We start from the raw sequence: 20,919 nt of genomic DNA on the forward strand, positions 1-20,919 counted from the left end.
GGCTAACTCTGGAGCTCTTGCAGCACAGCCAGCAAGGCTTCCAGCGCACCGGTGAAGGCGTTCTTCGACGAGGCGCCGTACCCGACGATCAAGCCGTGCCGTTTCTCCCGCACCACCATCGGCGCGACTGTCGCGATGTCCAGTGAATGCCTGCGGGCGACCGCGGGCACCTGGGCCTCCGCGGCCTCCGACAGCGCCACCATCAGGTGCAGCCCCGCCGAGATCCCCTGGGGGATCAGGTGCTGGGGCAACGCGGCGGCCAGCCGGTCACGACGGGACCGGTACTCGATCCGGCAGCGACGCACGTGCTTGTCGTACGCGCCGGTACTGATCATGTCGGCCAGCACCAACTGGTCGAGCAGCGGCGGCTGGGCCCCGCTCGCGGCCAGCGCGGCGATCACGGGATCGACGAGCGAACGGGGCAGGACCAGCCAGCCCAGCCGCAGCGACGGGGCCAGTGTCTTGCTCGCTGTGCCCGCGTAGATCACTCGTTCCGGCGCGAGTGCCTGCAGTGCGCCGACTTGCTGGCGGTCGTAGCGGAACTCGCCGTCGTAGTCGTCCTCTACGATCACCGCGCCGGTTCGGGTCAACGCCGTTCTGCGGTCCGGTGCCAGCGTCACGCCGACCGGGGACTGGTGCGCCGGGGTGACCACCACCGCCGGGCTGGTCAGGTCCGACACGCGCATCCCGGCGCCGTCCACCGGAACAGTCGTGATCCGCTGCCCGGCCGCCGCGGCCAGGTCGCGGAACCGGTGGAACGACGGGTCCTCGAAGGCCATCTCGCCGATGCCGATGTCCCGCAGCGCGTGCCCGACCACGCTCATCGCGTGCGAGAACCCCGCGCAGATCACGATCCTGGCAGGGTCGGCCAGCACGCCACGGCTGCGTGCCAGGTACGCCGACAGTGTCGCGCGCAGCACCGAGGACCCGCGTGGTTCCCCGTAGCCGAAGGTCTCGTTGTGCGTGTGCTGCAGGACGCGCTTGGTCGACGTGAGCCAGACGTCCCTGGGGAACAGCGCCGAGTCCGGGCGGCCGGGTAACAGGTTCCACCGCATCGCCGGTTCGCGCGCCGGCATCGGACGCGGCTGGGACAACGCTTCCGCGCCCGCGGTCGCGACCCGGGTCGGCGCGCCCTGGGTCGTCTGCAGGTAGCCCTCGGCCGCGAGGTCCGAGTACACGCGCGTGACCGTTCCCCGTGCCACGCCCAGGTCGTGCGCCAGTGCCCGGGTGGACGGCACCACCGCGCCGGGACGCCAGCGGCCGTCGCGGATCGCCGCGCGGACCGCTTTCGCCAGGCCCTTGCGGCCCGTCCCCGGGGTCCAGTCCAGGTGCACGTCGAGCGAACTGGACCACTCGTCTGCCATGGAAAAGCACTCTACCTGTGGACAGGTTCGCCGGTCAGGCGTCCAGGTAGGCCGACGCCTGCAACGTGAACAGCTCCGCGTACCCGCCGTCGAGGACCATCAGCTCGGCGTGGGTGCCTTGTTCGAGCAGCTTCCCGTGTTCCAGCAGGATGATCCGGTCCGCCTGGCGGACGGTGGAGAACCGGTGCGAGATGTACAGCGTGGTCCGGCCCTCGGCCAGTTGCCGCAGCCGGACGAACAGGTCGTGCTCGGCCTGCGCGTCCAGTGCCGACGTCGGCTCGTCGAGCACCAGGATCGGTGCCTCGCGCAGGAACGCCCGGCCGAGCGCGATCTTCTGCCACTCACCGCCGGACAGGCTGACGCCTTCGTCGAACCACCGGCCCAGCGGGCTGTCGTACCCGCGTGGCAACCGGTCGATCCGGTCGGCGATCCCGGCGCGCTCGGCGGCTTTCTCGATCACCGGGCGGTCGGTCAGGTGGTCGAGGTCGCCGAGCCCGATGTTCTCCGCCGCGGTCGCCTGGTAGCTGACGTGGTCCTGGAACATCGCGCTGATCCGGCGTTGCAGGTCGCCGGGGTCCAGCGTGCGGATGTCGACCCCGTCGAGCAGGATCCGCCCGCCGGTCGGGTCGTAGAGCCGGCACAGCAGTTTGATCAGGGTGGACTTGCCCGCGCCGTTCTTGCCGACCACCGCGACGGTCTCGCCCGGCTGGATGTCGAAGCTGACGTCCTTGAGCGCGGGTTCGTCCGCGCCGGGGTAGGCGAACGTGACGTTGTCGAACGTGATGTGGCCCCGCAGCGGATCCGGCAGCGCGGCGGGCGACTCGGGACGGCTGATCTCGGGTTTGGTGTCCAGGAAGCGGTACAGCGTGTCGAGGTACAGGTTGTTCTCGTACATCCCGGAGAAGCTGCCGAACAGCCCGCCGATCGAGCTCTGCACGGACGCGGCCGCCGCGGTGTACAGCGCGAGATCACCCAGCGTCAGCTCGCCGGACACGGCCTTCAACGCGATGTACAGGTAGATCGCCGAACCCGCGACCGTGCTGATCAGGCCCCACAGCGTGCCTGCCACGTTCTTCTTGCGGATCAGCCCCCGCTGCCGCTCGTAGTACACCTTGCCCAGCCGCTCGAACCGGTCGACCAGGTACGGGCCGAGGCCGAACAGCTTGACCTCCTTGGCATAGCTGTCCGTGGTGACCAAAGAGGACAGATAGTCCATCCGACGCCGGATCGGCGAGACGAGGTAGCTCAGGATGAACGACTGCGCGCCGTACTTGGACTGCGAGATGAACAGCGGAACCGGCGCGAGCAGCGCGACCACGGCGAGCAACGGGCTGACCGTGACCAGCAGGACGATCATGCTGGTGAACGTGATCGTCATCCGACCGAGGCCGAGCGCCGAGCTCATCATGGACATCGGGCGCATCGGCGCCTCCCGGTCGGCCTGGCGAAGCAGGTCGTAGGAAGCGGAGTCCTCGAAGAACGCCAGGTGCATCCGGCTCGCGTGGTCCATCACCTGGTGGCGGATGGACAGCGTCATCCGCTCCTGCAGCAACTGCTGGCTGACCGTGGTGAGCATCGTCGTGACCGACTGGGTGACGAAGATGACGAGCTGGAACGCCGCGATGCCGACGATCTTGCCGACCGAGGTGACGGTGTGGTCGCCGATCAGCGGGATGTGCAGCACGGTCTGGTCGGCGCGGCCGGTCGAGTGGATCTGGATGGCCTCGACCACGGCGTCCATCAGGATCTTCGCGACGTACGCGGTCGCGGTCGGGATGAGTCCGCTCACGACGGTGACGAGCACGAGGGTGACCGTCAGCGGCCTGCTCGCCTGCCAGGACAAGCTGAACACGCGAGGCAGCGCGCGGGCCGTGCCGGACACGGACTCCCGCAGCCGTCGCCATCGGGAACGCAGGTCCTTCGGATCGTTCGGCGGTTCCGGGTCGGGGATCTCCACCGGCCCGGTGAGCCCGCTGTCGGCCACGGTGGACGGCAACCGCCTGCCCCGGCGCCGCCGCAGGATCATCGACTCGAAACCGCCGCCACCCGGCATTCCCCCGCCCATGGTCATCGGACGGCCCCGTTGAGCAGGACGTCGATCATGTCGGCCGTGTCGGGTTTCTCGTCGCCCATCCGCGGCCGCATCATCAGCAGGCCCGTGAACATGGCGGCCAGGTGCGATGGCGCGACGCGCAAGCAGTCCCGCTCGGGCTCGAACAGTTCGGCGAGCGCCTCCCGGATCGCGTCGTTGCCGGGCCGTCGCGGATGCTCCCCGCGTTCCCGCTGGAAACCGGACGCCCGCAACGCCCCGAACAGCGCGCCCATCCGTTCCATGTGCGCGGCGAGCGCCGCGGCGGCTTCCGCCAGCCGCTCGGCCAGCGGGGCGTCCAGCGGAATCGCCTCGATCGCGGCGACCGCGTTGTCCGCGCGCAACGCCTCGGTGAGACACGCCCGCAGCAGTTCGTCCTTGTCGGCGAACGCACGGAACACCGTCGCCTCGCCGATGCCCGCGGCACGGGCGATCTGGCTCGTGGTCACCGCGGCGCCGTGCTCGACCAGCAGGGGTAACACCGCTTGCACGATCATCTCCCGCCGCTTGTCCGGCGTCATCCCGGGCGCGCGTCGCCGGGCAGGAACCTCGCTCATGGATCCAGTGTGCGGAGTGAGCGCTCACTCCGTCAAACGGATTACACGCGTGGTGGATGCGCAGAATGGCGTCAGTCCTGCTGGGCTGTGGGTGTCGAGGTGGAAGCCGTGCGGGAGCCAGCCGCGCCGTCTGGCATCGTGTGCGGCTCGCGGGCTTCCGGTGTCACGGCTTGCGGGCGACCCCGGTGAGCAGCAGGTAGTCGCCGTCCACGCGGGACGTCGTCAGCGGGCCGTCCGGCCACCATTCGAACGGGTGCGCCAGGCCGGGCTCGACCAGTTCGGTGCCCTTGAAGAACGAGGCGATCTGCTCGCGCGTGCGGAAGACGCACGTGTCCATCAGCGCCATGAACTTCGCCTGGACCTCTTTGGCCAGGTCGGCGCGGGAGCTGCCGTCCGCCGGGTCGAACAGGTGGGAGATCGCGATGTACGAGCCGGACGGCAACGCGTCGATGTACTTGGCCATCACACCGGCCGGGTCGTCCTTGTCGGCGACGTGGTGCAGGGTGTTGCACTGGATCAGCGCCAGCGGCCTGGTCCAGTCCAGGTACCGGGTCACCGTCGGGTGCTGCAGCAGTTCGTCCGGTTCGCGCAGGTCACCGACCATGAAGTGCGTCCGGTCGTTCTCCTCGAGCAGGGCACGGCCGTGCGCCGCGACCATCGGGTCGTTGTCGACGTAGACCACCTGCGCCTCGGGGTTGATGCGCTGGACCGCCTGGTGGGTGTTCTCCGCGGTCGGCAGGCCCGAGCCGAGGTCGAGGAACTGGTCGATGCCCGCACCGGCAGCGAGGAAGCGCACCGCCCTGATCAGCCAGTACCTGGCCTCCCGGCCGGTCCGCGCCGACTCCGGCGCCAGCTGCAGTATCTGCTGGTAGACCTGCCTGTCCACTTCGTAGTGGTCCTTGCCGCCGAGGAACGCGTCGTAGACGCGGGCGATGCTCGGCACTGTCGTGTCGATCTCCGGCAGGTCCTTGGGCATGGCGCCAAGGTTATCGGGTCCAACTGGCCGGTAATCACCAGGTCGAGTGAATGATCGTCTGCCACTCTCGGGGTATGACCTCGGCGAAGGTGTGGACGACGGGTGCCTGGCGACAACTCGCCGAGGCATGGGTTGACGAGCGACTCGCCGATCGAGGCATGAGGCGTGTCGGCGAGTTGACGCAGCCGCGTGTACGGCCTTGGGGGACTGTGCTCACCGCGATGACATCCGACGGCGTGGTCTGGCTGAAGGCGCCGGGCCCGGCGACGGCCTTCGAAGTCCGTCTCTACTCCGTGTTGTCCGAGTTCGTCCCGGAGTGGGTGCTGGCGCCGATCGCGATCGACGTCGACCGCGGCTGGTTGCTGCTGCCCGACGGTGGGACGACGGTGCGGGAGAGCGCGCCGGACCCCACCGCGGCCATGCTGGAGATCCTGCCGCGGTACGGCGAGCTCCAGCGGAAACTCGCGGCACACGTGGACAGCCTGTTGACGGCCGGTGTGACCGACATGCGGGCGGGCGTCACGGCGGAACGGTTCGACCAGGCGGTCGAAGCTGTCCGCGGGCGGCCGCACGACACCGCGGCCGTCGCGGCGATCATCGCCCGGCGCGCGGAGTTGGTCGAGCGCGCCGATTGGCTCGCTCGCGCGTCCGTCACCCCCAGCCTGGACCACAACGACCTGCACCCGGGGAACGTGTTCGTGACCGGCGGGCGTCCTGTGTTCTACGACTGGGGCGACAGCGTGGTGGCGCATCCGTTCGCCAGCATGCTCGTGGCCGCCTGGGTGATGCGCGATTCCTACGGGGCGGACGACCGGACGGTCACCCGGCTGCGTGACAGCTACCTGGAGGCGTTCAGCGACCTCGCGCCGCACCGCGAACTGGTCGAACAGCTCGACACGGCCTGTTGGGTGGCGCTCGTCGCGCGGACGTTGGTCTGGGAACGCGCGTTGGGCACGATGGACGATCCCGGTGAATGGGCGACCGCGCCGATGCACACGTTGTCCGGACTGACCGCCGGGCATTGGCTTAAGGTATGAGGTCATGGCCGATGACGAGCGGGACGGCGTGTCGCTGACCAATCTCGACCAGGCGCTGTTCGAAGGGGCGACCAAACGCGATCTGGTCGACTACCTCGACGCGGTGTCCGACCGGATCATCCCGGCGCTGGCGGGCCGCCCGCTGTCGGTCATCCGGATCCTGCGCGGCCAGGGCCCGTTCATGCAGAAGAACGTCCCGAAGTACACACCGTCGTTCGTGCGCACGGTCAAGGTGTGGGCCGACACGTCCAAACGAGAGGTGACGTACGCGCTGTGTGACGACCGCAAGACGTTGCTGTGGTTCGGCAACCAACGCGCGGTGGAGTACCACCCGGCGTTGAGACTCGCGGAGTCGGATCATCCGACGCACATGATCCTCGACCTGGATCCCCCGGAGGGGGCGGCGTTCCCGACGGTCGTGCAAGCGGCTTTCCTCGTCCGGCAGGCGCTGGCGGACTCCGGGTTGAGTGGCGCGGTGAAAACCAGTGGCGCCAAGGGTGTTCACATCTTCGTACCGCTGGAGCCGCACAACGCGGACGATGTCGCCGCGGCGACCAGGGCCCTCGCCGCACGCGCCGAACGCGTCGACCCGCGACTGGCGACGACGGCGTACATCAAGGAAGAACGTGAAGGCAAGGTCTTCCTGGATTCCACGCGAGCGCACGGCGCGACGGTCGTCGCCGCGTACAGCCCACGCCTGCGGCCCGGTCTGCCCGTGTCGTTCCCGGTCGCATGGAACGACCTGGAATCCGTGTCACCAAGGGACTTCACCGTGCACAACGCGGTCGTGCAACTCGACGGCAAGGACCCGTGGTCCACGAATATGCCCGCGCCGCAACGACTCGGCGCCGACTTGATCGAAGAAGGACACACGATCCCGGTGGCCCGCGTCGTGGCGATGCACGAGGGAAAGCGGCGCAAGCGCGCTCGCGAAGAAGCCGAGAAGGACGGGTAGCGGCACGTCCCGCCGACAACGTGCACTCGTACGTCATCGGCACCGGCATCCGCGTGAGTCGAGTGAAGCCGTCCCTCGCGTGGATTCGTTCCCGCGGAGAACGGGTACGCACCGGATATGGGTTCGGACCTCCAGGATGCCTTACTGCGAACCGTGACCAAGGTGGCCGCCGCGTTGCGGCCGACCGAGGTGCCGTTCGCGCTGACCGGCGGCTGCGCGGTGTACGCGCGTGGCGGGCCGGAGACTGAACACGACGTCGACATCCTGATTCTCGAAAAGGATGTGCCTACCGCGGTGAAGGCTTTGGTGGAAGCGGGCTTCCGCGCCGCCGACCCGCCGGAGGAGTGGCTGACCAAGGTCTATGACGGCGACCGGCTGGTCGACCTCATCTTCCGCGCCAACGAACGCCAGGTCACGCCCGAAATGCTCGACCAGGCCGAGGAGATGCGCGTCGGCCCGACCGTGATGCGCGTGCAGCACGGCACCGAGGTGATGATCGGCAAGCTCCTCGCGCTGGAAGTGCACCGCTGTGACCTGGCCGCGCTGTTGCCGATCGCGCGCGCGTTGCGGGAGCAGATCGATTGGGCCCGGGTACGCGAGCAGACCGCGGAGTCGCCGTACGCCGAGGCGTTCTTGTTGTTGTGCGACCGATTGGGCATCATCGACGAAGGGAGCCAGAGCGATGACCCCGCCGCAATACCTCGTGGCACGCCTGCGGACCACACTGGCGGAGGATCCCAGAACGGCAGAGCAAGGCGTGCGCGTGACCGTACGGGGTGAACACGTCGTCGTCAGCGGCGACGTGGCCACCGAGCAGCGCCGGGCCGAGGTGTCCGAGGTGATCAGGGACGTGGCGCCGGAGATGGTGATCCACAACGACGTCCGCGTGGTGTGCGTGGACGAACCGACCAGGCGGGAGGAGCTGACGTGATCCGCATCGCGGCAGTCGGCGACGTGCACCTGGGCGAGGACGCCCGGGGCAGGTTGCGTCCCGCGTTGGACAACCTCGGTGAGCACGCCGACGTGTTGCTCCTCGCGGGTGACCTGACCAGGCACGGCAGCCTGGACGAGGCACAGGTCGTCGCGGACGAGTTCAGTGACCTGCCGGTGCCCGTGATCGCCGTGCTGGGCAACCACGACTACCACAGCGACAAGGAAGCCGAGATCACCGACCTGTTGATCGAACGCGGCATCCAGGTTCTCGAAGGCACCGCCACGACGCTCCGGATCGGACAGTGCTCGGTCGGGGTGGCCGGGGCGAAGGGGTTCGGCGGCGGGTTCGCGGGAAAGTCGGGCAGCGTGTTCGGCGAACCGGAGATGAAGGCGTTCATCCAGCACACCGTGGACATCGCCGACCGGCTGCACGCCGCGCTCGCCGGGCTGGACACCGACATCAAGATCGCGCTGACGCACTACTCGCCGGTCGCGGACACGCTGCGCGGCGAACCGCCGGAGATCTTCCCGTTCCTCGGCTGCTACCAGCTCGCCGAGGCGATCGACGCGACCGGTGTGGACCTGGCCATCCACGGCCACGCCCACTTCGGCACCGAGCAGGGGATCACGGCGGGCGGCGTGCGGGTGCGCAACGTCGCCCAGCCGGTGATCGGGTCAGCGTTTGCCGTCTACTGCGTCGAAGGCGGGCAGTAGCGAGTCCCTGGCGAAGTCGAGGAAGCCGTCCTGGTGGTCGCCGCCGACCTGCACGATCGCCAGGTCGGTGAACCCGGCGTCGGCGTACTTGCGCGCGGCGGCGAGGATGGGGTCGACATCCGGTCCACAGGGGATCGACTCGGCCACGTCCTCCGGCCGCACGAACGAGGTCGCCGCGGCGAAACTGGTCGCGTCCGGCAGTTCGGCGTTGACCTTCCAGCCCCCGGTCGACCAGCGGAACTGCTCGTGCGCCCGCTTGACCGCCGCGTCGCGGTCGGGATCCCAGCAGACCGGCATCTGCCCGATCTTGCGGCCGGGGTCCGACTTCTGCTCGTCCCACAGCTTGCAGAGGTCCTCGTCCGGGTCCGTCGCGATCATGTGGTCGGCCAGCGGTGCCAGATGGGTGATCGACTGCTTTCCGGACACCGCCGCGCCGACAGGCACCCGCACGTCCGGCAGATCCCAGAGCTTCGCCGCGTCCACCCGGAAGTGTGAACCGCTGTAGTTGAAATAGCCGCCGTCGAACAGGCCGTGGATCACCTGCAGTGCCTCGGCGAGCATCTCGTGCCGGACGTTCACCGGCGGCCAGCCGCGCCCGACGACGTGCTCGTTGAGGTTCTCACCCGAGCCGACCCCCAGGGTGAACCTGTTGTCGGACAATATTTGTACCGTCGCGGCTTGCTGTGCGACGACAGCGGGGTGGTATCGCATGATCGGGCACGTCACGTAGGTCATCAGCTCGACGCGTTCGGTGCATCGGGCGACCGCGCCGAGAACCGTCCACGCGTTGGGTGCGTGGCCCTGCTCGGCCAGCCACGGAAAGTAGTGGTCGCTGGAGACCTCGAACGCGAAACCGGCCTTTTCGGCCTTGACGGCGTCGTCGACCAGCTGTTTCGGCCCTGCCTGTTCGGTCATCAACGTGTATCCGATGCGCATGTGTGTGGGCTTCCCTGCCATGGGTACTCGAAACCCGACAAGGAAGGGAGCAATGATGACGCGCGCACGCGAGATCATGACGCCGGATCCGACCTGTGTCCGGTCCAGCCAGACCATCAGGGACGCCGCGCAACTGATGGCGGACAAGGGCGTCGGGGCACTGCCGATCTGCGGTGAGGACAACCGTCTCAAAGGGATGGTGACCGACCGCGACATCGTGGTCAAGGTCCTCGCGGAGGGCAACGACCCGCGTTCGATCACCGCCGGTGAGCTGGCGCAGGGCGAGGCCGTGACGATCGGCGCGGACGACGAGGCCAACGACATCATGAAGACGATGGCCGAGCACAAGGTCCGCAGGCTCCCGGTGATCGACGGGCACGACCTCGTCGGCATCGTCAGCCTGGCCGACGTGGCCCGCGCACTGCCCGAACCCCAGGTCGGTGATCTGGTCGAAGCGCTGTCGGTGGACACCTGATGGCCGAGACCGTCGGCGACTACCTGCTGCAGCGGCTGCGGGACTGGCACGTCGACCAGGTCTTCGGCTACCCGGGCGACGGCATCAACGGGATCGTGGCCGCCTTCGGCAAAGCGGGCAACCGCCCTCGGTTCGTCCAGTCCAGACACGAGGAGATGTCCGCGTTCGAGGCGGTCGGCTACGCGAAGTTCAGCGGCAGGCCCGGTGTCTGCCTGGCGACATCGGGTCCCGGTGCCGTCCACCTGCTCAACGGTCTCTACGACGCGAAACTCGACCACGTGCCGGTGGTCGCGATCGTCGGGCAGACCGCGCGGACCGCGCGCGGCGGCAGCTACCAGCAGGAAGTCGACCTGCAGTCGCTGGTCAAGGACGTGGCCAGCGAGTACTCCGTCGAGGTGACGGTGGCCGAGCAGTTGCCGAACGCGCTCGACCGGGCGTTGCGCACGGCGATCACCCGCAGTGCGCCGACAGTCGTGATCATCCCCAACGACCTGCAGGAACAGCCCTACGAGCCGCCGCGCCACGAGTTCAAACACGTCCCGTCGAGCAAGCCGGGACTGGCGCCGCCGGTGCTGACACCACCGCTCGCCGAAGTGGAACGCGCGGCCGAGGTGCTCAACGCGGGCAAGAAGGTCGCGATCCTGATCGGGCAGGGCGCGCGGACCGCGACCGCCGAGATCCGCCAGGTCGCCGACCTGACCGGTGCCGGTGTGGCCAAAGCGTTGCTGGGCAAGGACGTGCTGGCCGACGACCTGCCGTACGTGACCGGCTCGATCGGCCTGCTCGGCACGCGCCCGAGCTACGAGCTGATGCGGGACTGCGACACGTTGCTGATCGTCGGCTCGAACTTCCCGTACAGCCAGTTCCTGCCGGAGTACGGCAAAGCACGAGCGGTGCAGATCGATGTGGACGGTACGCGGATCGGTATGCGGTACCCGACCGAGGTGAACCTGGTCGGTGACGCGCACTCCACGCTCCGCGCCTTGCTGCCGTTGTTGCGGCGCAACGAGAACCGGTCGTGGCGCGAGAAGGTCGAGCGGCACGTCACCGACTGGTGGCAGAGCGTGGAGAAGCAGGCCATGGTCGGCGCGGATCCGATCAATCCGATGCGGATCGTGCACGAGCTGTCCACCCGCGCGCCGGACGACCTGATCGTCACGGCCGACTCCGGCTCGTCCACCAACTGGTACGCCCGCAACCTGCGGATGCGCGGCCGGATGCGTGGTTCGCTGTCCGGCACGCTGGCCACGATGGGCGCGGGTGTGCCGTACGCGATCGGCGCCAAGTTCGCCCACCCGGACCGGCCGGTGGTCGCCCTGGTCGGCGACGGCGCCATGCAGATGAACGGGCTGGCCGAGCTGATCACGATCGCCAGGTACCAGAACCTGTGGGCCGACCGCCGCTGTGTGGTGTGCGTGTTCCACAACAACGACCTCAACCAGGTCACGTGGGAACTGCGGGCGATGGGCGGTGCGCCCAAGTTCGAGGAGTCCCAGACGTTGCCCGACGTCAACTACGCGGCGTTCGCGGCGTCCCTCGGCCTGATCGCGCTCAACGTGGACTCACCGGACGACCTCGGCCCGGCGTGGGACCAGGCGCTGGCGGCCGACCGGCCCGCAGTCCTGGACGTCCGCTGCGACGCGGAGATCCCACCCATCCCACCGCACGCCACGGCCGAGCAGGTGAAGATGGTGACCGAGGCGATCCTCAAAGGCGACCCGGGCAGCGCGAGGATGGTCTACGAAGGCATCAAAGCCAAACTGGCCGAACTCCTCCCCAACTGAAACCTCGTGAGTGTTCAGTCCGGTTCTAACCGGACTGAACACTCACGAGCTTTACTGAGGCTGTGCCGGTTCGGTAGACGCCGAAGCGGGTGCATATTCCGGCGGCCAGGTAGCTCGCCCCGGCGAGAACGGCGGTGACCCGGTTGCCACGGACCAGGGACAGACCGGCTCCGGCGACTGTCAGCGCCTTCGCGGCGGTGAGCAGTTTGCTGGAGCGGTATGTCTCCACCCGTCGCTCCATGGCGGCCGTTGAGGTCAGCTCGAGGCCGCTGCCGATCAGGCCGAGCCGCACAGCCGGTCGGGAGGGCGAGACCAGCAGGGACGCCCCGGCCGCGCTGGTCATGGCGCTGCCCGCGAACACGAACGGCAGTTCGGGATAAGCGTTGTGCCAGGCCGGAATCGCGGTGTCGGCGAGCAGGACCGAGGTGTACGTGCACATCGCGGGGCCCAGTACTCCCGCGGCGCCTCCGGCGAGCGACCCGATCCAGCGGAATCGTCCACTGAGGTCGGTGGCGACGGTGAGCGCCGTCAACCCGGAGAACGGCGCCAGTATCCACGACCCGACGGACAGCGGCGACGTCACCTTGAACACCCGCAGCATGTTCAGGAACCGCTCCGGTCGTCCCAGGTCGTGGATCAGCGCTCCCACACTCGCGAGCGACCCGACGGCGGCCGCGACCCGGGCGGGCCTGATCAGTTCGGAATGGCCGGACACCTGGGCCGCCAACGCCATCGACGCCGACGCGCCCGCCATCCCGCCGAGGAACAGGTATCCGGGGACGTCGGGAACCTTCCACACCGGCTCCTTGACGATGGGCCTGCCGTAGTAACCCATCAGCGCCGCCCCAGGAACGACACGGCGACTCCGGCGGCGACAGCCACAGCGGCCAGCCCGGCCCGTTTCCACATCGCGGGCAGGTCCCTGGTCGTCACCACCGGATTCGACGGCAGGCCGTAGACCTCCGGTTCGTCCAGCAGCAGGAAGAACGCCCCGGCACCGCCGACTCCGTCGTCGGGGGAGTGCCCGTACAGGCGAGCGTCCGCCTGCCCCCGCGAGTGCAGTTCCGCCAGCCGCTCGTCGGCGCGTTCCCGCAGTTCGTCCAACGGGCCGTACTGGATCGACTCGGTCGGGCACGCCGTGGCGCAGGCGGGCATCAGCCCGTCGCCGATGCGGTCGTAGCACATGGTGCACTTCCACGCCCTGCCGTCGTCCTCACGCCGGTCGATCACGCCGAACGGGCACGCGGGAACGCAGTACCCGCACCCGTTGCAGATGTCCGCCTGGACGACCACGGTGTCGAACTCGGTGCGGAACAAGGCACCCGTCGGGCACACGTCGAGACACCCGGCCTCGGTGCAGTGTTTGCAGACATCGCTGGACATCAGCCACCGGGTGTCGTCCTGGACCGTCTGCTCGATGAACGCGACGTGCCGCCACGTGTTGGCGTCGAGCGAACCCGTGTTGTCGTAGGACATGCCGAGCAGGTCGACGCCGTCCGCCGGGATGTCGTTCCACGTCTTGCACGCCACTTCGCAGGCCTTGCAGCCGATGCACACCGAGGTGTCGGTGAAGAACCCCATGCGTTCGGTCATCCGCGCCTCCGGTATTCCGCTACGAGGTCGAGCAGTGCCTGCCCGCGTGGCCGCCTGCCGGGGATGATGTCGCAGGTCGCGGCCTTGGCTTCCTGGATGTGCACGTTCGGGTCCGCGGCGACACCGAGGATGTCGTTGGCGGCGTCGCCGATGGACAGTCCGTTCGGGCCCCAGTGGTAGGGCAGACCAACTTGGTGCACGACTTGTTCGCGCATCCGCAACGGTTTCATCCGACGCGTCACCATCACCCGCGCCTCGATCGCGGAACGACTGGTGATGATCGTCGCCCAGCCGAGGTGTTCAAGACCCCGCTCCTCGGCCAGTTCCGGCGAGACCTCGCAGAAGAACTCGGGCTGCAACTCCGACAAGTACGGCAAAGTACGGCTCATCCCGCCCGCCGTGTGGTGCTCGGTCAGCCGATAGGTCGTGACCACATAGGGGAACGCCGAACCGTTGTACGGGTTCGCCGGGTGGTCGTAGCGCTGCAGCGTCGGGTTGACCTGCTGGGCGTACAACGGATTCGAGTACGGCGACTCCAGCGGCTCGTAGTGCGCGGGCAACGGCCCGTCAGCCAGCCCAGCCGGTGCGAACAGCCAGGCCTTGCCGTCGGTCTGCATGATGAACGGATCGGCGCCGCCCAACGCGTCCTGCGCCCTGGCGCCTTCCTCCGGTTCGAAGTCCGGTGGCTTGGTCGGCTCGAAGTCCGGCACGTCCGCGCCGACCCACCTGCCTGCCGCGCTGTCCCACCAGATGTACTTCTTGCGTTCGCTCCACGGGTTGCCGTCCGGGTCGGCGGACGCGCGGTTGTAGATGATCCGCCGGTTGGCAGGCCACGCCCAGCCCCAGTCCGGGGCGACCCACGTCTGGTCGCGGCCGGGTTTCCGGCGGGCGGCCTGGTTGACGCCGTCGGCCCGGACCCCGCAGTAGATCCAACACCCGCACGAGGTCGACCCGTCGTTCTTCAACTGCGTGTAGGCCGAGAGCGGGCCGTCCGGCCCGGTTCCGTTGATCTCGGCCAGCACCGACTCCGCCGACGGCTCGCCCAACGGTCCTTCCTCCACGTAGCTCCACGTCAGGTGCTGCACAGGCAGGTCACGCGGGTCCGTGCTGTCGCGGAGTCTGTGCCGGATCAGCTTGCCCAGGTGGTAGTAGAACCACAGGTCACTGCGCGCGTCGCCGGGCGGGTCGACCGCCTTGTGGTGCCACTGCAGCAACCGCTGCGTGTTGGTGAAGCTGCCGTCCTTCTCGGTGTGGGCGGCGGCGGGCATGAAGAACACCTCGGTGCCGATCTCCTCGGTGCGCAGCTCGCCGGTCTCGATCTCCGGCCCGTTGCGCCAGAACGTGGCGCTCTCGATCATCTGCAGGTCGCGCACCACCAGCCAGTCGAGGTTGGCCAGGCCCAGCCGTTGCAGCTTGCCGTTGGCCGATCCGACAGCCGGGTTCTCGCCGACCAGGAAGTAGCCCTTGCACTCGCCCTCGATCTGCCGCAGCACAGTGCTGTACGTGCCGTGGTCGCCGGTCAGCCGGGGCAGGTAGTCGAAGCAGAAGTCGTTGCCCGCGGTCGCGTGCTCGCCCCACCACGCCTTGAGCAGGCTCACGGTGTAGCTGTCCATGTTGCCCCAGAACCCCGTGCGGCCCGCGTCCTCGGCGACGAACGACGCCAGGTCGAGGTGCTGACGCGCGTGCGGCATGGGGATGTACCCCGGCAGTATGTTGAACAAGGTCGGGATGTCGGTGGATCCCTGGATGCTGGCGTGTCCGCGCAACGCGAGGATGCCGCCGCCCGGCCTGCCGATGTTGCCGAGCAACGCCTGGAGGATCGACGCGGTCCGGATGTACTGCACGCCAACGGTGTGCTGGGTCCAGCCGACGGCGTAGCACAGCGCGGTCGTCCGGTCCCGGCCCGAGTTAGCCGTGATCGCCTCGGCCACCTCGAGGAACTTCGCGGCCGGGACACCGCAGACTTCCTCGACCATCTCGGGCGTGTACCGCGCGTAGTGCCGCTTGAGGATCTGGAACACGCACCGCGGGTGCTCCAGGGTCGGGTCCTCGTCGGGTTTGGCGCTGACCGTGGCACCGCCGCTGCCGTGCTGCTCGGCCTGCGCGGTCGCCCGGTGTTGCTGCCCGCCGGTCCGGTCGCTCGGATCACCCGCGCCCGACTGGGCCTCGGCACCCTGGTACGCCCAACTCGAGTGGTCGTAGGCGCGTTTCTCCGCGTCGAAGCCGGAGAACAGGCCGTCGAGGTCCTCGGTGTCCTTGAAGTCCTCGTTGATGATCGCGGCCGCGTTCGTGTACGCCACCACGTACTCGCGGAACTCCTTGCCGTGCGTCAGGACGTAGTTGACCAGAGCGCCGAGGAACGCGATGTCGCTACCCGCCCGGATCGGCACGAACACGTCCGACACCGCGCTGGTCCTGGTGAACCGCGGGTCGACGTGGATGATCTTCGCGCCCCTCGCCTTCGCCTCCATCACCCACTGGAAGCCGACCGGGTGGCACTCGGCCATGTTCGAGCCCTGGATGAGCACGCAGTCCGCGTTGGCGAGGTCCTGCTGGAACGTCGTGGCACCGCCGCGACCGAAGGAGGTCCCCAGACCGGGAACCGTGGACGAGTGTCAAATCCGGGCCTGGTTCTCGATCTGCACCGCCCCCAGCGCGGTGTAGAGCTTCTTCATCAGGTAGTTCTCTTCGTTGTCCAGCGTGGCGCCGCCGAGGCTGGCGATGCCCAGCGTGCGGCGCAGCGTACGGCCCTCGGCGTCCTGCTGCTGCCAGGCCTCGTTCCTGGCCTCGACGACGCGGTCGGCGATCATCTCCATCGCCGTGTCCAGGTCGAGCTGCTCCCATTCCGTGCCGTACGGCCGTCGGTAGAGGACCTGCGTGACCCGGGAGGGACTGGTGACCAGTTGCTTGCTCGCCGAGCCCTTCGGGCAGAGCCTGCCGCGCGAGATGGGGGAGTCCGGGTCGCCTTCGATCTGCGTCACCCGACCGTCCTTGACGAACACCTGCTGGCCGCAGCCGACCGCGCAGTACGGGCAGATCGACCGCGTCACCGAGTCCGCTTCGGCGGTTCGCGGCGCTGTCCGCTCGGTGGCCGCCGAGCGGACAGCGTTCCCTCGGCCCCACGGGTCGTCGCCGGTGACCTGCCGGATCACCGGCCAGCTGGATAGCCACTGGCGCACGCCCACCCGGCTCACGCTACCCACAGACCGAGCGGTCCGCAGATCGTGCGCATCCTGAGTGGACACGGGACGTTTCACCCGGACGTGGCCGGGTAGCCACCCTGTGTGAACAGCCAAGATGACGAACGGTCCGTCGCCACGCTGGTCGGTGATCTCGCCGAGCAGACCAGCAGGCTGGTCAAGGCGGAGGCGAGACTGGCCGCGCAGGAGATGACGTCGAAGACCAAACGAGCCCTGTTCGGCACGGGCGCCTTCGGAGTGGCCGGTCTGCTCGCGTTCTACGGCGGCATGGTGTTGCTCGCCTGCGCGGTGCTGGGCCTCGCCACCGTGCTGGCGCCGTGGCTGGCCGCGCTGGTCGTCGGTGCCGCTGTGTTCGTGCTCGCCGGGATCGCCGCGCTGGTCGGCAAGTCCCAGCTGAGCAAGGGAGTGCCGCCGGTGCCCGACGACATGGGCGACCGTGTGCGCGAGGACATCAGGATCATGACGCATCCGAAGAAGGACGTGCGGGCATGAGTACCCACCAGGACCTGCAGCGCGAAGTCGAGCAGACTCGCCGTGAACTCAGTGCGACAGTGGACGAGCTGGTGCACCGGATGGACGTCAGGCAACGGGCCCGGCCGGTGATCCAGGCTGTGAAGGACTACCGGCTGCCGATCGCGTTGTTCGCGCTGTCGCTCGCGCTCACGCTGTGGGGCCGGAAGAAGTCGGACTAGCGTTCGCCACGGCCCATTCGGCCAACGCGGACAACGGTGCCAGCAGGCTGACCCCCAGCGGCGTGAGGCTGTACTCGACGCTCGGCGGAACACTCGGGTACACCTCGCGCCGCACGAACCCGTCGTCCTCGAGCGTGCGCAGGGTACGGGTGAGCATGCGCTGGCTGACGCCCTCGATGGACCTGTGCAGTTCGTTGTACCGGTACGCCCGTTTCCCCAGCAGGATCACCACCAGCATGCTCCACTTGTCGCCGATCCGGCGGAACAGGTCCGTGACCGGGCACGCCGCGATCTCGTCCAGCGGAACCGGGCTGGGCAGTTCGTGCGCGATGACGGCAGGCATATCTGTGTTCGTACCGGACATGAAACTGCCTTCTTTCGTTCGACGCGTACCGCCACCCACGATATTCGGGTGCGCAGAACAGTGGTGATAAGTGGTGGGACGAATGGAATGGGCCGGGCCACGGCCCTCGAACGCATCGCGCGCGGTGACCGGGTCATCGTGATCGGCAGCGACCCGGCGAAGGCCGTCGACGGCGCCCGGTTCCTGCGGGCGGACCTGTCGTCGGTTGCCGAGGTCGTCCGAGTGGCAGGTGAGATCACCGAGCCGGTCGACGCCCTGGCGCTGTTCGCCAACCGTCCGCAGACCAGGCGTGTCGTGACTCCCGAAGGTCTCGAATACACGTTCGCGCTGTACTACCTGAGCCGATACCTGCTGGGAGAGCTGCTGTTGCCGCAGCTGGAGGCCAGTACACGGGCGGTGGTCGTGAACGTCGCCGGTGTCGGCACCAAGGTTGGGCGGATCCACTGGGACGACATGCAGCTCGCCCGCAGGTACAGCGTGCTGCGGTCGCAGCTGCAGGCCGGCCGGGCCAATGACCTGCTTGGGGTGTCGTTCGCGGCACAGGGCCGACGTGCCCGGTACGTGCTCTACCACCCCGGGTTCACGCGCAGCGGCCCGCGGAACCTGCCGATCAGGCTGCTGGCGAAGGCGTTCGCCAAGCCGGTCGCCGCGTCCGTCGCACCGATCGTCGACTGGATCTCCGCACCGCCCGACGAGCCGCTGACCGCTAGCGATCGAGGGAAGGCCGTGCCGCTGTCGCTGCCGACGCTGTCGCCCGGGGACGCCGCTCGGCTCGACGCCTCGACCAAAGCGCTGCCAGCAGTGGCAGCCCTGAGGCGAGCATGAGGGCGCCGTGCAGGTTCAGCAGGGCGGTCAGGTTCCACGCGTCGGCGAGCGGACCGGCCAGCAGCATTCCGGCTGTCTGGCACACCGCCGTCATCGCCATCGTGCTGGCTAGCACCCGTCCGGACTTCCCTGGGCCACAAGCGGTTTGCAACACCGTGAGTGAACCCGACATGATCAGCACACTCGGCACGCCGACGATCGCGAACAGCACGAAGTAGACGGTCCAGTCGGTGGTCAGCCCCGGCAGGTTCCAGATCGCCAGCGTGAGCACGCCGACACCGATCCCGCCGAACGCGGCCATCGTCGCCGGGGCCAGTCGCCGCAACAACGACGTCCCGACCACCACCCCGGCGACCAGGCCACCGACCGCCTGAACTCCGCGCAGGAGCCCGACCCGCGCCTCGTCGCCGCCGAGCGGTCCGGTCACGAACAGCACGAACAGAACCAGGAACATGCCCTGTGCCACCGAACCGATGACCAGCATCGCCCCGATCAGGCGCAGCCGCCGTTCCCGGCGGAACTCCGCCAGGCCGTCGAGCCAGGCCCGCCACACCGCCTCGCGCACGACGGGTGTCCTGTCGACGTGGAACCGTCGCACGAGCAGAGCCGCCGCGACCACCAGCGCACCGAGGTAACTGGCCACCACGGTGGTCAGCCCGCCTGTCGCGAGCAGGATCCCACCGGCCGAACTGCCGATCAGCCGGGCGCCGCTGCTGTTGAACCCCATCCAGCCGTTGGCGGACACGATCCGTTCGCCGCGGACGATCTGGGGGATCAGGGCGGTCCGCGCGGGTTCGAACATGGTCGCCGCCGACGACTGCGCCACCATCACCGCGTAGATCAGCCAGACCTGGTCGTGCAGCAGCAGCGGCACGGCGGTCAGCGCCTGGCCCGCGCACACCAGGGACAGCGTCCGGCCCCGGTCCCAGCGGTCGGCGACGTATCCCGCCACCGGGCTCAGCAGGATCATCGGCAGGACGCCCGCGGCCATCGCCAGCGCGGTCGACCCGGCCGATCCGGTGGCCCGGTAGATGTACACGGGCAACGCGATCTGCAGCATCCACTCGGCGATCTCCGAGAACAGGCTCGCAGTCCACAGCCGGGCGAACGCCCTGGTCACGAGCTCGGCTTTCCGTCGGCCTCGATCCTGGGGAACGCGCGCCAGCTCGCGTGCACCGGCCGGGCGTCCGGTGGTGCGTCCGTCCTGATCGTCGTCACGTAGGGCCGGAGCAGATCGTCGACGGCCTTGGTCAGCTCGGCGAGCTCGGCCGAGTTGACCCGCAACGAGTAGGTGCTCATGCCGGACGCCGTCTGCCATTCCGGCTCAAGCGTTTCGACCGTGTCGACGAACCGCTGTGTCAGGGCTTGGTCGCCCGCCACGTTCGCACCGAGGACGGCGAGCTGTGCGGCCTGGGTCGCCGGGTCCGGGCTGAACTCCTCGAACTCAAGGCCCACCTGCGTGGCACGCCACGGCTTGTCGCGGCTGTTGTCGCCGTCCGCGCGTTCGACCAGGCCGAACCCTGCCAGCTGGCGCAGGTGCCAGCTGCAGTTGGAAGCCGTCGAGCCGACCGCGGTGGCGCATTCGCTCGCCGTTCGCGGCCCGACCGCCATCAGATAGGTCAGCAGCTCCGCGCGCAGGGGATGGGCCAGTGCACGCATCAGCTCGGCGTCGCGGACTCGCATCCGGGCTGGCAACTCGGTCATGGCACCTCCAACGTGAAAGGACTCTTTCGAAAGGATCCTTTCAAGTGGGGGTCAAGTCAAGAGACGCCGAGCAGTCGAAGGGCGGCGGTCGCGGCGGCCGCGCCCGAAGCGTCGGCCCGGCGAGCCGGAAGGCGAACGTGCCCACGCGTCCCGGAGAACCGTCAGATTGCCGCCGACACCGTCGACTGGAACTCCTCGATCCTGATGTCCGGTTCGAGCCGTGCCCATTCGGATCGCGTCGCCTCGACGACCTCGGCGACTCGCGGAAGTAGGCGAATTCGACATCGACACGGTCGCCGTCCGCGACGGCGCGCGTGGTGTCGGAATGGCCGGCTTTCCGCTTGCCACCGGTCAGTGCCTCGGGTCCGGTTGCGCCGTTCTTGACAGTTGTTGGACGTGCCCGGAGGAGGCCGGAAATTCACGTATTGCCCTGTTGCTATGTCTCACTCGCTCGGCGGTACGGCATTCGGGCGTTGCGGTGGCACCGTCGAATGGCTGGGCAGAGTCGAGCAAGGGAGTAACGACATGAACCATTGCGGGTGCAGTTCGTGTAGCGGTCCTGGGTGCGGCTGCTGCGGAAGCTGCTGACTGGCAGTTCTGACAGGGCAGTTCTGACAGGGCAGTTCTGACAAACACTGAGCCCTCGTTCCGTGCCGTGCGCGGTGCGAGGGCTTGCTATCGGCCTGGCTCGGCGGTGCGGTGATCGGCCTGCTAACCTCTT

At 68.5% G+C, this 20,919-nt stretch carries 21 protein-coding genes; 10 read left to right on the forward strand and 11 right to left on the reverse strand.

The window, feature by feature from the left end; genetic code table 11:
* Window positions 1–2 precede the first annotated feature (2 nt).
* The 4 genes from pdxR to ALI144C_RS10685 all read right to left on the reverse strand — a co-directional run bounded on the left by pdxR (window position 3) and on the right by ALI144C_RS10685 (window position 4,986).
* Window positions 3–1,364, reverse strand: a complete 1,362-nt coding sequence (gene pdxR, locus ALI144C_RS10670; RefSeq protein ID WP_076986896.1) for a MocR-like pyridoxine biosynthesis transcription factor PdxR — start codon at window positions 1,362–1,364, stop codon at window positions 3–5.
* 34 nt (window positions 1,365–1,398) lie between these two features.
* Window positions 1,399–3,435 carry an ABC transporter ATP-binding protein gene (locus tag ALI144C_RS10675; protein ID WP_441297548.1) on the reverse strand — a complete coding sequence of 679 codons (2,037 nt, stop codon included), beginning with the start codon at window positions 3,433–3,435 and terminating at the stop codon, window positions 1,399–1,401.
* Window positions 3,432–3,974 carry a TetR/AcrR family transcriptional regulator gene (locus ALI144C_RS10680; RefSeq protein ID WP_083752921.1) on the reverse strand — a complete coding sequence of 181 codons (543 nt, stop codon included), beginning with the start codon at window positions 3,972–3,974 and terminating at the stop codon, window positions 3,432–3,434. The genes ALI144C_RS10675 and ALI144C_RS10680 overlap by 4 nt, the downstream gene beginning before the upstream one ends.
* A gap of 199 nt (window positions 3,975–4,173) precedes the next feature.
* On the reverse strand, window positions 4,174–4,986 hold the full coding sequence (locus tag ALI144C_RS10685) for an SAM-dependent methyltransferase (protein ID WP_076986898.1): 813 nt from the start codon (window positions 4,984–4,986) through the stop codon (window positions 4,174–4,176).
* A 74-nt stretch (window positions 4,987–5,060) separates the two neighbouring features.
* Here ALI144C_RS10685 and ALI144C_RS10690 point away from each other — a divergent pair, with 74 nt between their 5' ends.
* The 5 genes from ALI144C_RS10690 (at window position 5,061) to ALI144C_RS10710 (ending at window position 8,625) form a co-directional block, all read left to right on the forward strand.
* Window positions 5,061–6,023 (forward strand): phosphotransferase, encoded by a 963-nt coding sequence (locus ALI144C_RS10690; protein WP_076986899.1) that lies wholly within the window; start codon window positions 5,061–5,063, stop codon window positions 6,021–6,023.
* 4 nt (window positions 6,024–6,027) lie between these two features.
* The gene (locus tag ALI144C_RS10695) at window positions 6,028–6,978 is read left to right on the forward strand and encodes a DNA polymerase domain-containing protein (protein ID WP_076986900.1); all 951 of its coding nucleotides are present in this window, start codon (window positions 6,028–6,030) and stop codon (window positions 6,976–6,978) included.
* A 153-nt stretch (window positions 6,979–7,131) separates the two neighbouring features.
* A complete protein-coding gene (locus ALI144C_RS10700) occupies window positions 7,132–7,758 on the forward strand; it encodes a hypothetical protein (protein WP_330359577.1) in 627 nt (208 codons plus the stop codon).
* On the forward strand, window positions 7,742–7,909 hold the full coding sequence (locus ALI144C_RS55400; protein ID WP_330359578.1) for a hypothetical protein: 168 nt from the start codon (window positions 7,742–7,744) through the stop codon (window positions 7,907–7,909). The genes ALI144C_RS10700 and ALI144C_RS55400 overlap by 17 nt, the downstream gene beginning before the upstream one ends.
* A complete protein-coding gene (locus ALI144C_RS10710) occupies window positions 7,906–8,625 on the forward strand; it encodes a metallophosphoesterase family protein (protein ID WP_193441168.1) in 720 nt (239 codons plus the stop codon). Before ALI144C_RS55400 ends, ALI144C_RS10710 begins: the two co-directional genes overlap by 4 nt.
* Here the strand turns inward: ALI144C_RS10710 and ALI144C_RS10715 are convergent.
* On the reverse strand, window positions 8,587–9,561 hold the full coding sequence (locus tag ALI144C_RS10715) for a TIGR03557 family F420-dependent LLM class oxidoreductase (protein WP_076986903.1): 975 nt from the start codon (window positions 9,559–9,561) through the stop codon (window positions 8,587–8,589). The genes ALI144C_RS10710 and ALI144C_RS10715 overlap by 39 nt on opposite strands.
* Before the next feature lie 55 nt (window positions 9,562–9,616).
* Here ALI144C_RS10715 and ALI144C_RS10720 point away from each other — a divergent pair, with 55 nt between their 5' ends.
* Entirely contained in the window at window positions 9,617–10,036 is a 420-nt protein-coding gene (locus ALI144C_RS10720; RefSeq protein ID WP_076987065.1) for a CBS domain-containing protein, read from the forward strand.
* Entirely contained in the window at window positions 10,036–11,820 is a 1,785-nt protein-coding gene (locus ALI144C_RS10725; RefSeq protein WP_076986904.1) for a thiamine pyrophosphate-requiring protein, read from the forward strand. The genes ALI144C_RS10720 and ALI144C_RS10725 overlap by 1 nt, the downstream gene beginning before the upstream one ends.
* A gap of 25 nt (window positions 11,821–11,845) precedes the next feature.
* Here ALI144C_RS10725 and nrfD read toward each other — a convergent pair whose 3' ends face one another.
* From nrfD to fdh, 3 genes are read right to left on the reverse strand one after another with little or no spacing between them, the layout of a single operon-like run.
* A complete protein-coding gene (gene nrfD / locus ALI144C_RS10730) occupies window positions 11,846–12,655 on the reverse strand; it encodes an NrfD/PsrC family molybdoenzyme membrane anchor subunit (RefSeq protein ID WP_076986905.1) in 810 nt (269 codons plus the stop codon).
* Window positions 12,655–13,413 (reverse strand): 4Fe-4S dicluster domain-containing protein, encoded by a 759-nt coding sequence (locus tag ALI144C_RS10735; RefSeq protein WP_076986906.1) that lies wholly within the window; start codon window positions 13,411–13,413, stop codon window positions 12,655–12,657. The genes nrfD and ALI144C_RS10735 overlap by 1 nt, the downstream gene beginning before the upstream one ends.
* On the reverse strand, window positions 13,410–16,598 hold the full coding sequence (gene fdh, locus ALI144C_RS10740) for a formate dehydrogenase (RefSeq protein ID WP_202818917.1): 3,189 nt from the start codon (window positions 16,596–16,598) through the stop codon (window positions 13,410–13,412). Before fdh ends, ALI144C_RS10735 begins: the two co-directional genes overlap by 4 nt.
* A gap of 99 nt (window positions 16,599–16,697) precedes the next feature.
* On the opposite strand from fdh, the gene ALI144C_RS10750 reads away from it, so the two are divergent.
* Both ALI144C_RS10750 and ALI144C_RS10755 read left to right on the forward strand, forming a co-directional pair.
* Window positions 16,698–17,105 carry a phage holin family protein gene (locus ALI144C_RS10750; RefSeq protein WP_076986908.1) on the forward strand — a complete coding sequence of 136 codons (408 nt, stop codon included), beginning with the start codon at window positions 16,698–16,700 and terminating at the stop codon, window positions 17,103–17,105.
* Complete coding sequence (locus ALI144C_RS10755; RefSeq protein ID WP_076986909.1) at window positions 17,102–17,305, forward strand: DUF3618 domain-containing protein; 204 nt, start codon at window positions 17,102–17,104, stop codon at window positions 17,303–17,305. The genes ALI144C_RS10750 and ALI144C_RS10755 overlap by 4 nt, the downstream gene beginning before the upstream one ends.
* Here ALI144C_RS10755 and ALI144C_RS10760 read toward each other — a convergent pair.
* A complete protein-coding gene (locus ALI144C_RS10760) occupies window positions 17,274–17,648 on the reverse strand; it encodes a winged helix-turn-helix transcriptional regulator (protein WP_202818918.1) in 375 nt (124 codons plus the stop codon). The two genes, ALI144C_RS10755 and ALI144C_RS10760, sit on opposite strands and share 32 nt — an antisense overlap.
* A 69-nt stretch (window positions 17,649–17,717) precedes the next feature.
* Here ALI144C_RS10760 and ALI144C_RS10765 point away from each other — a divergent pair, with 69 nt between their 5' ends.
* Entirely contained in the window at window positions 17,718–18,494 is a 777-nt protein-coding gene (locus ALI144C_RS10765) for an SDR family NAD(P)-dependent oxidoreductase (RefSeq protein WP_168211226.1), read from the forward strand.
* Here ALI144C_RS10765 and ALI144C_RS10770 read toward each other — a convergent pair.
* Both ALI144C_RS10770 and ALI144C_RS10775 read right to left on the reverse strand, forming a co-directional pair.
* Window positions 18,376–19,614 carry an MFS transporter gene (locus tag ALI144C_RS10770; protein ID WP_076986912.1) on the reverse strand — a complete coding sequence of 413 codons (1,239 nt, stop codon included), beginning with the start codon at window positions 19,612–19,614 and terminating at the stop codon, window positions 18,376–18,378. The two genes, ALI144C_RS10765 and ALI144C_RS10770, sit on opposite strands and share 119 nt — an antisense overlap.
* A complete protein-coding gene (locus ALI144C_RS10775; RefSeq protein ID WP_076986913.1) occupies window positions 19,611–20,198 on the reverse strand; it encodes a winged helix-turn-helix domain-containing protein in 588 nt (195 codons plus the stop codon). Before ALI144C_RS10775 ends, ALI144C_RS10770 begins: the two co-directional genes overlap by 4 nt.
* Between the last annotated feature and the right edge of the window lie 721 nt (window positions 20,199–20,919).

This window comes from Actinosynnema sp. ALI-1.44 (assembly GCF_001984155.1).
Classification (GTDB): Bacteria; Actinomycetota; Actinomycetes; order Mycobacteriales; family Pseudonocardiaceae; genus Kibdelosporangium.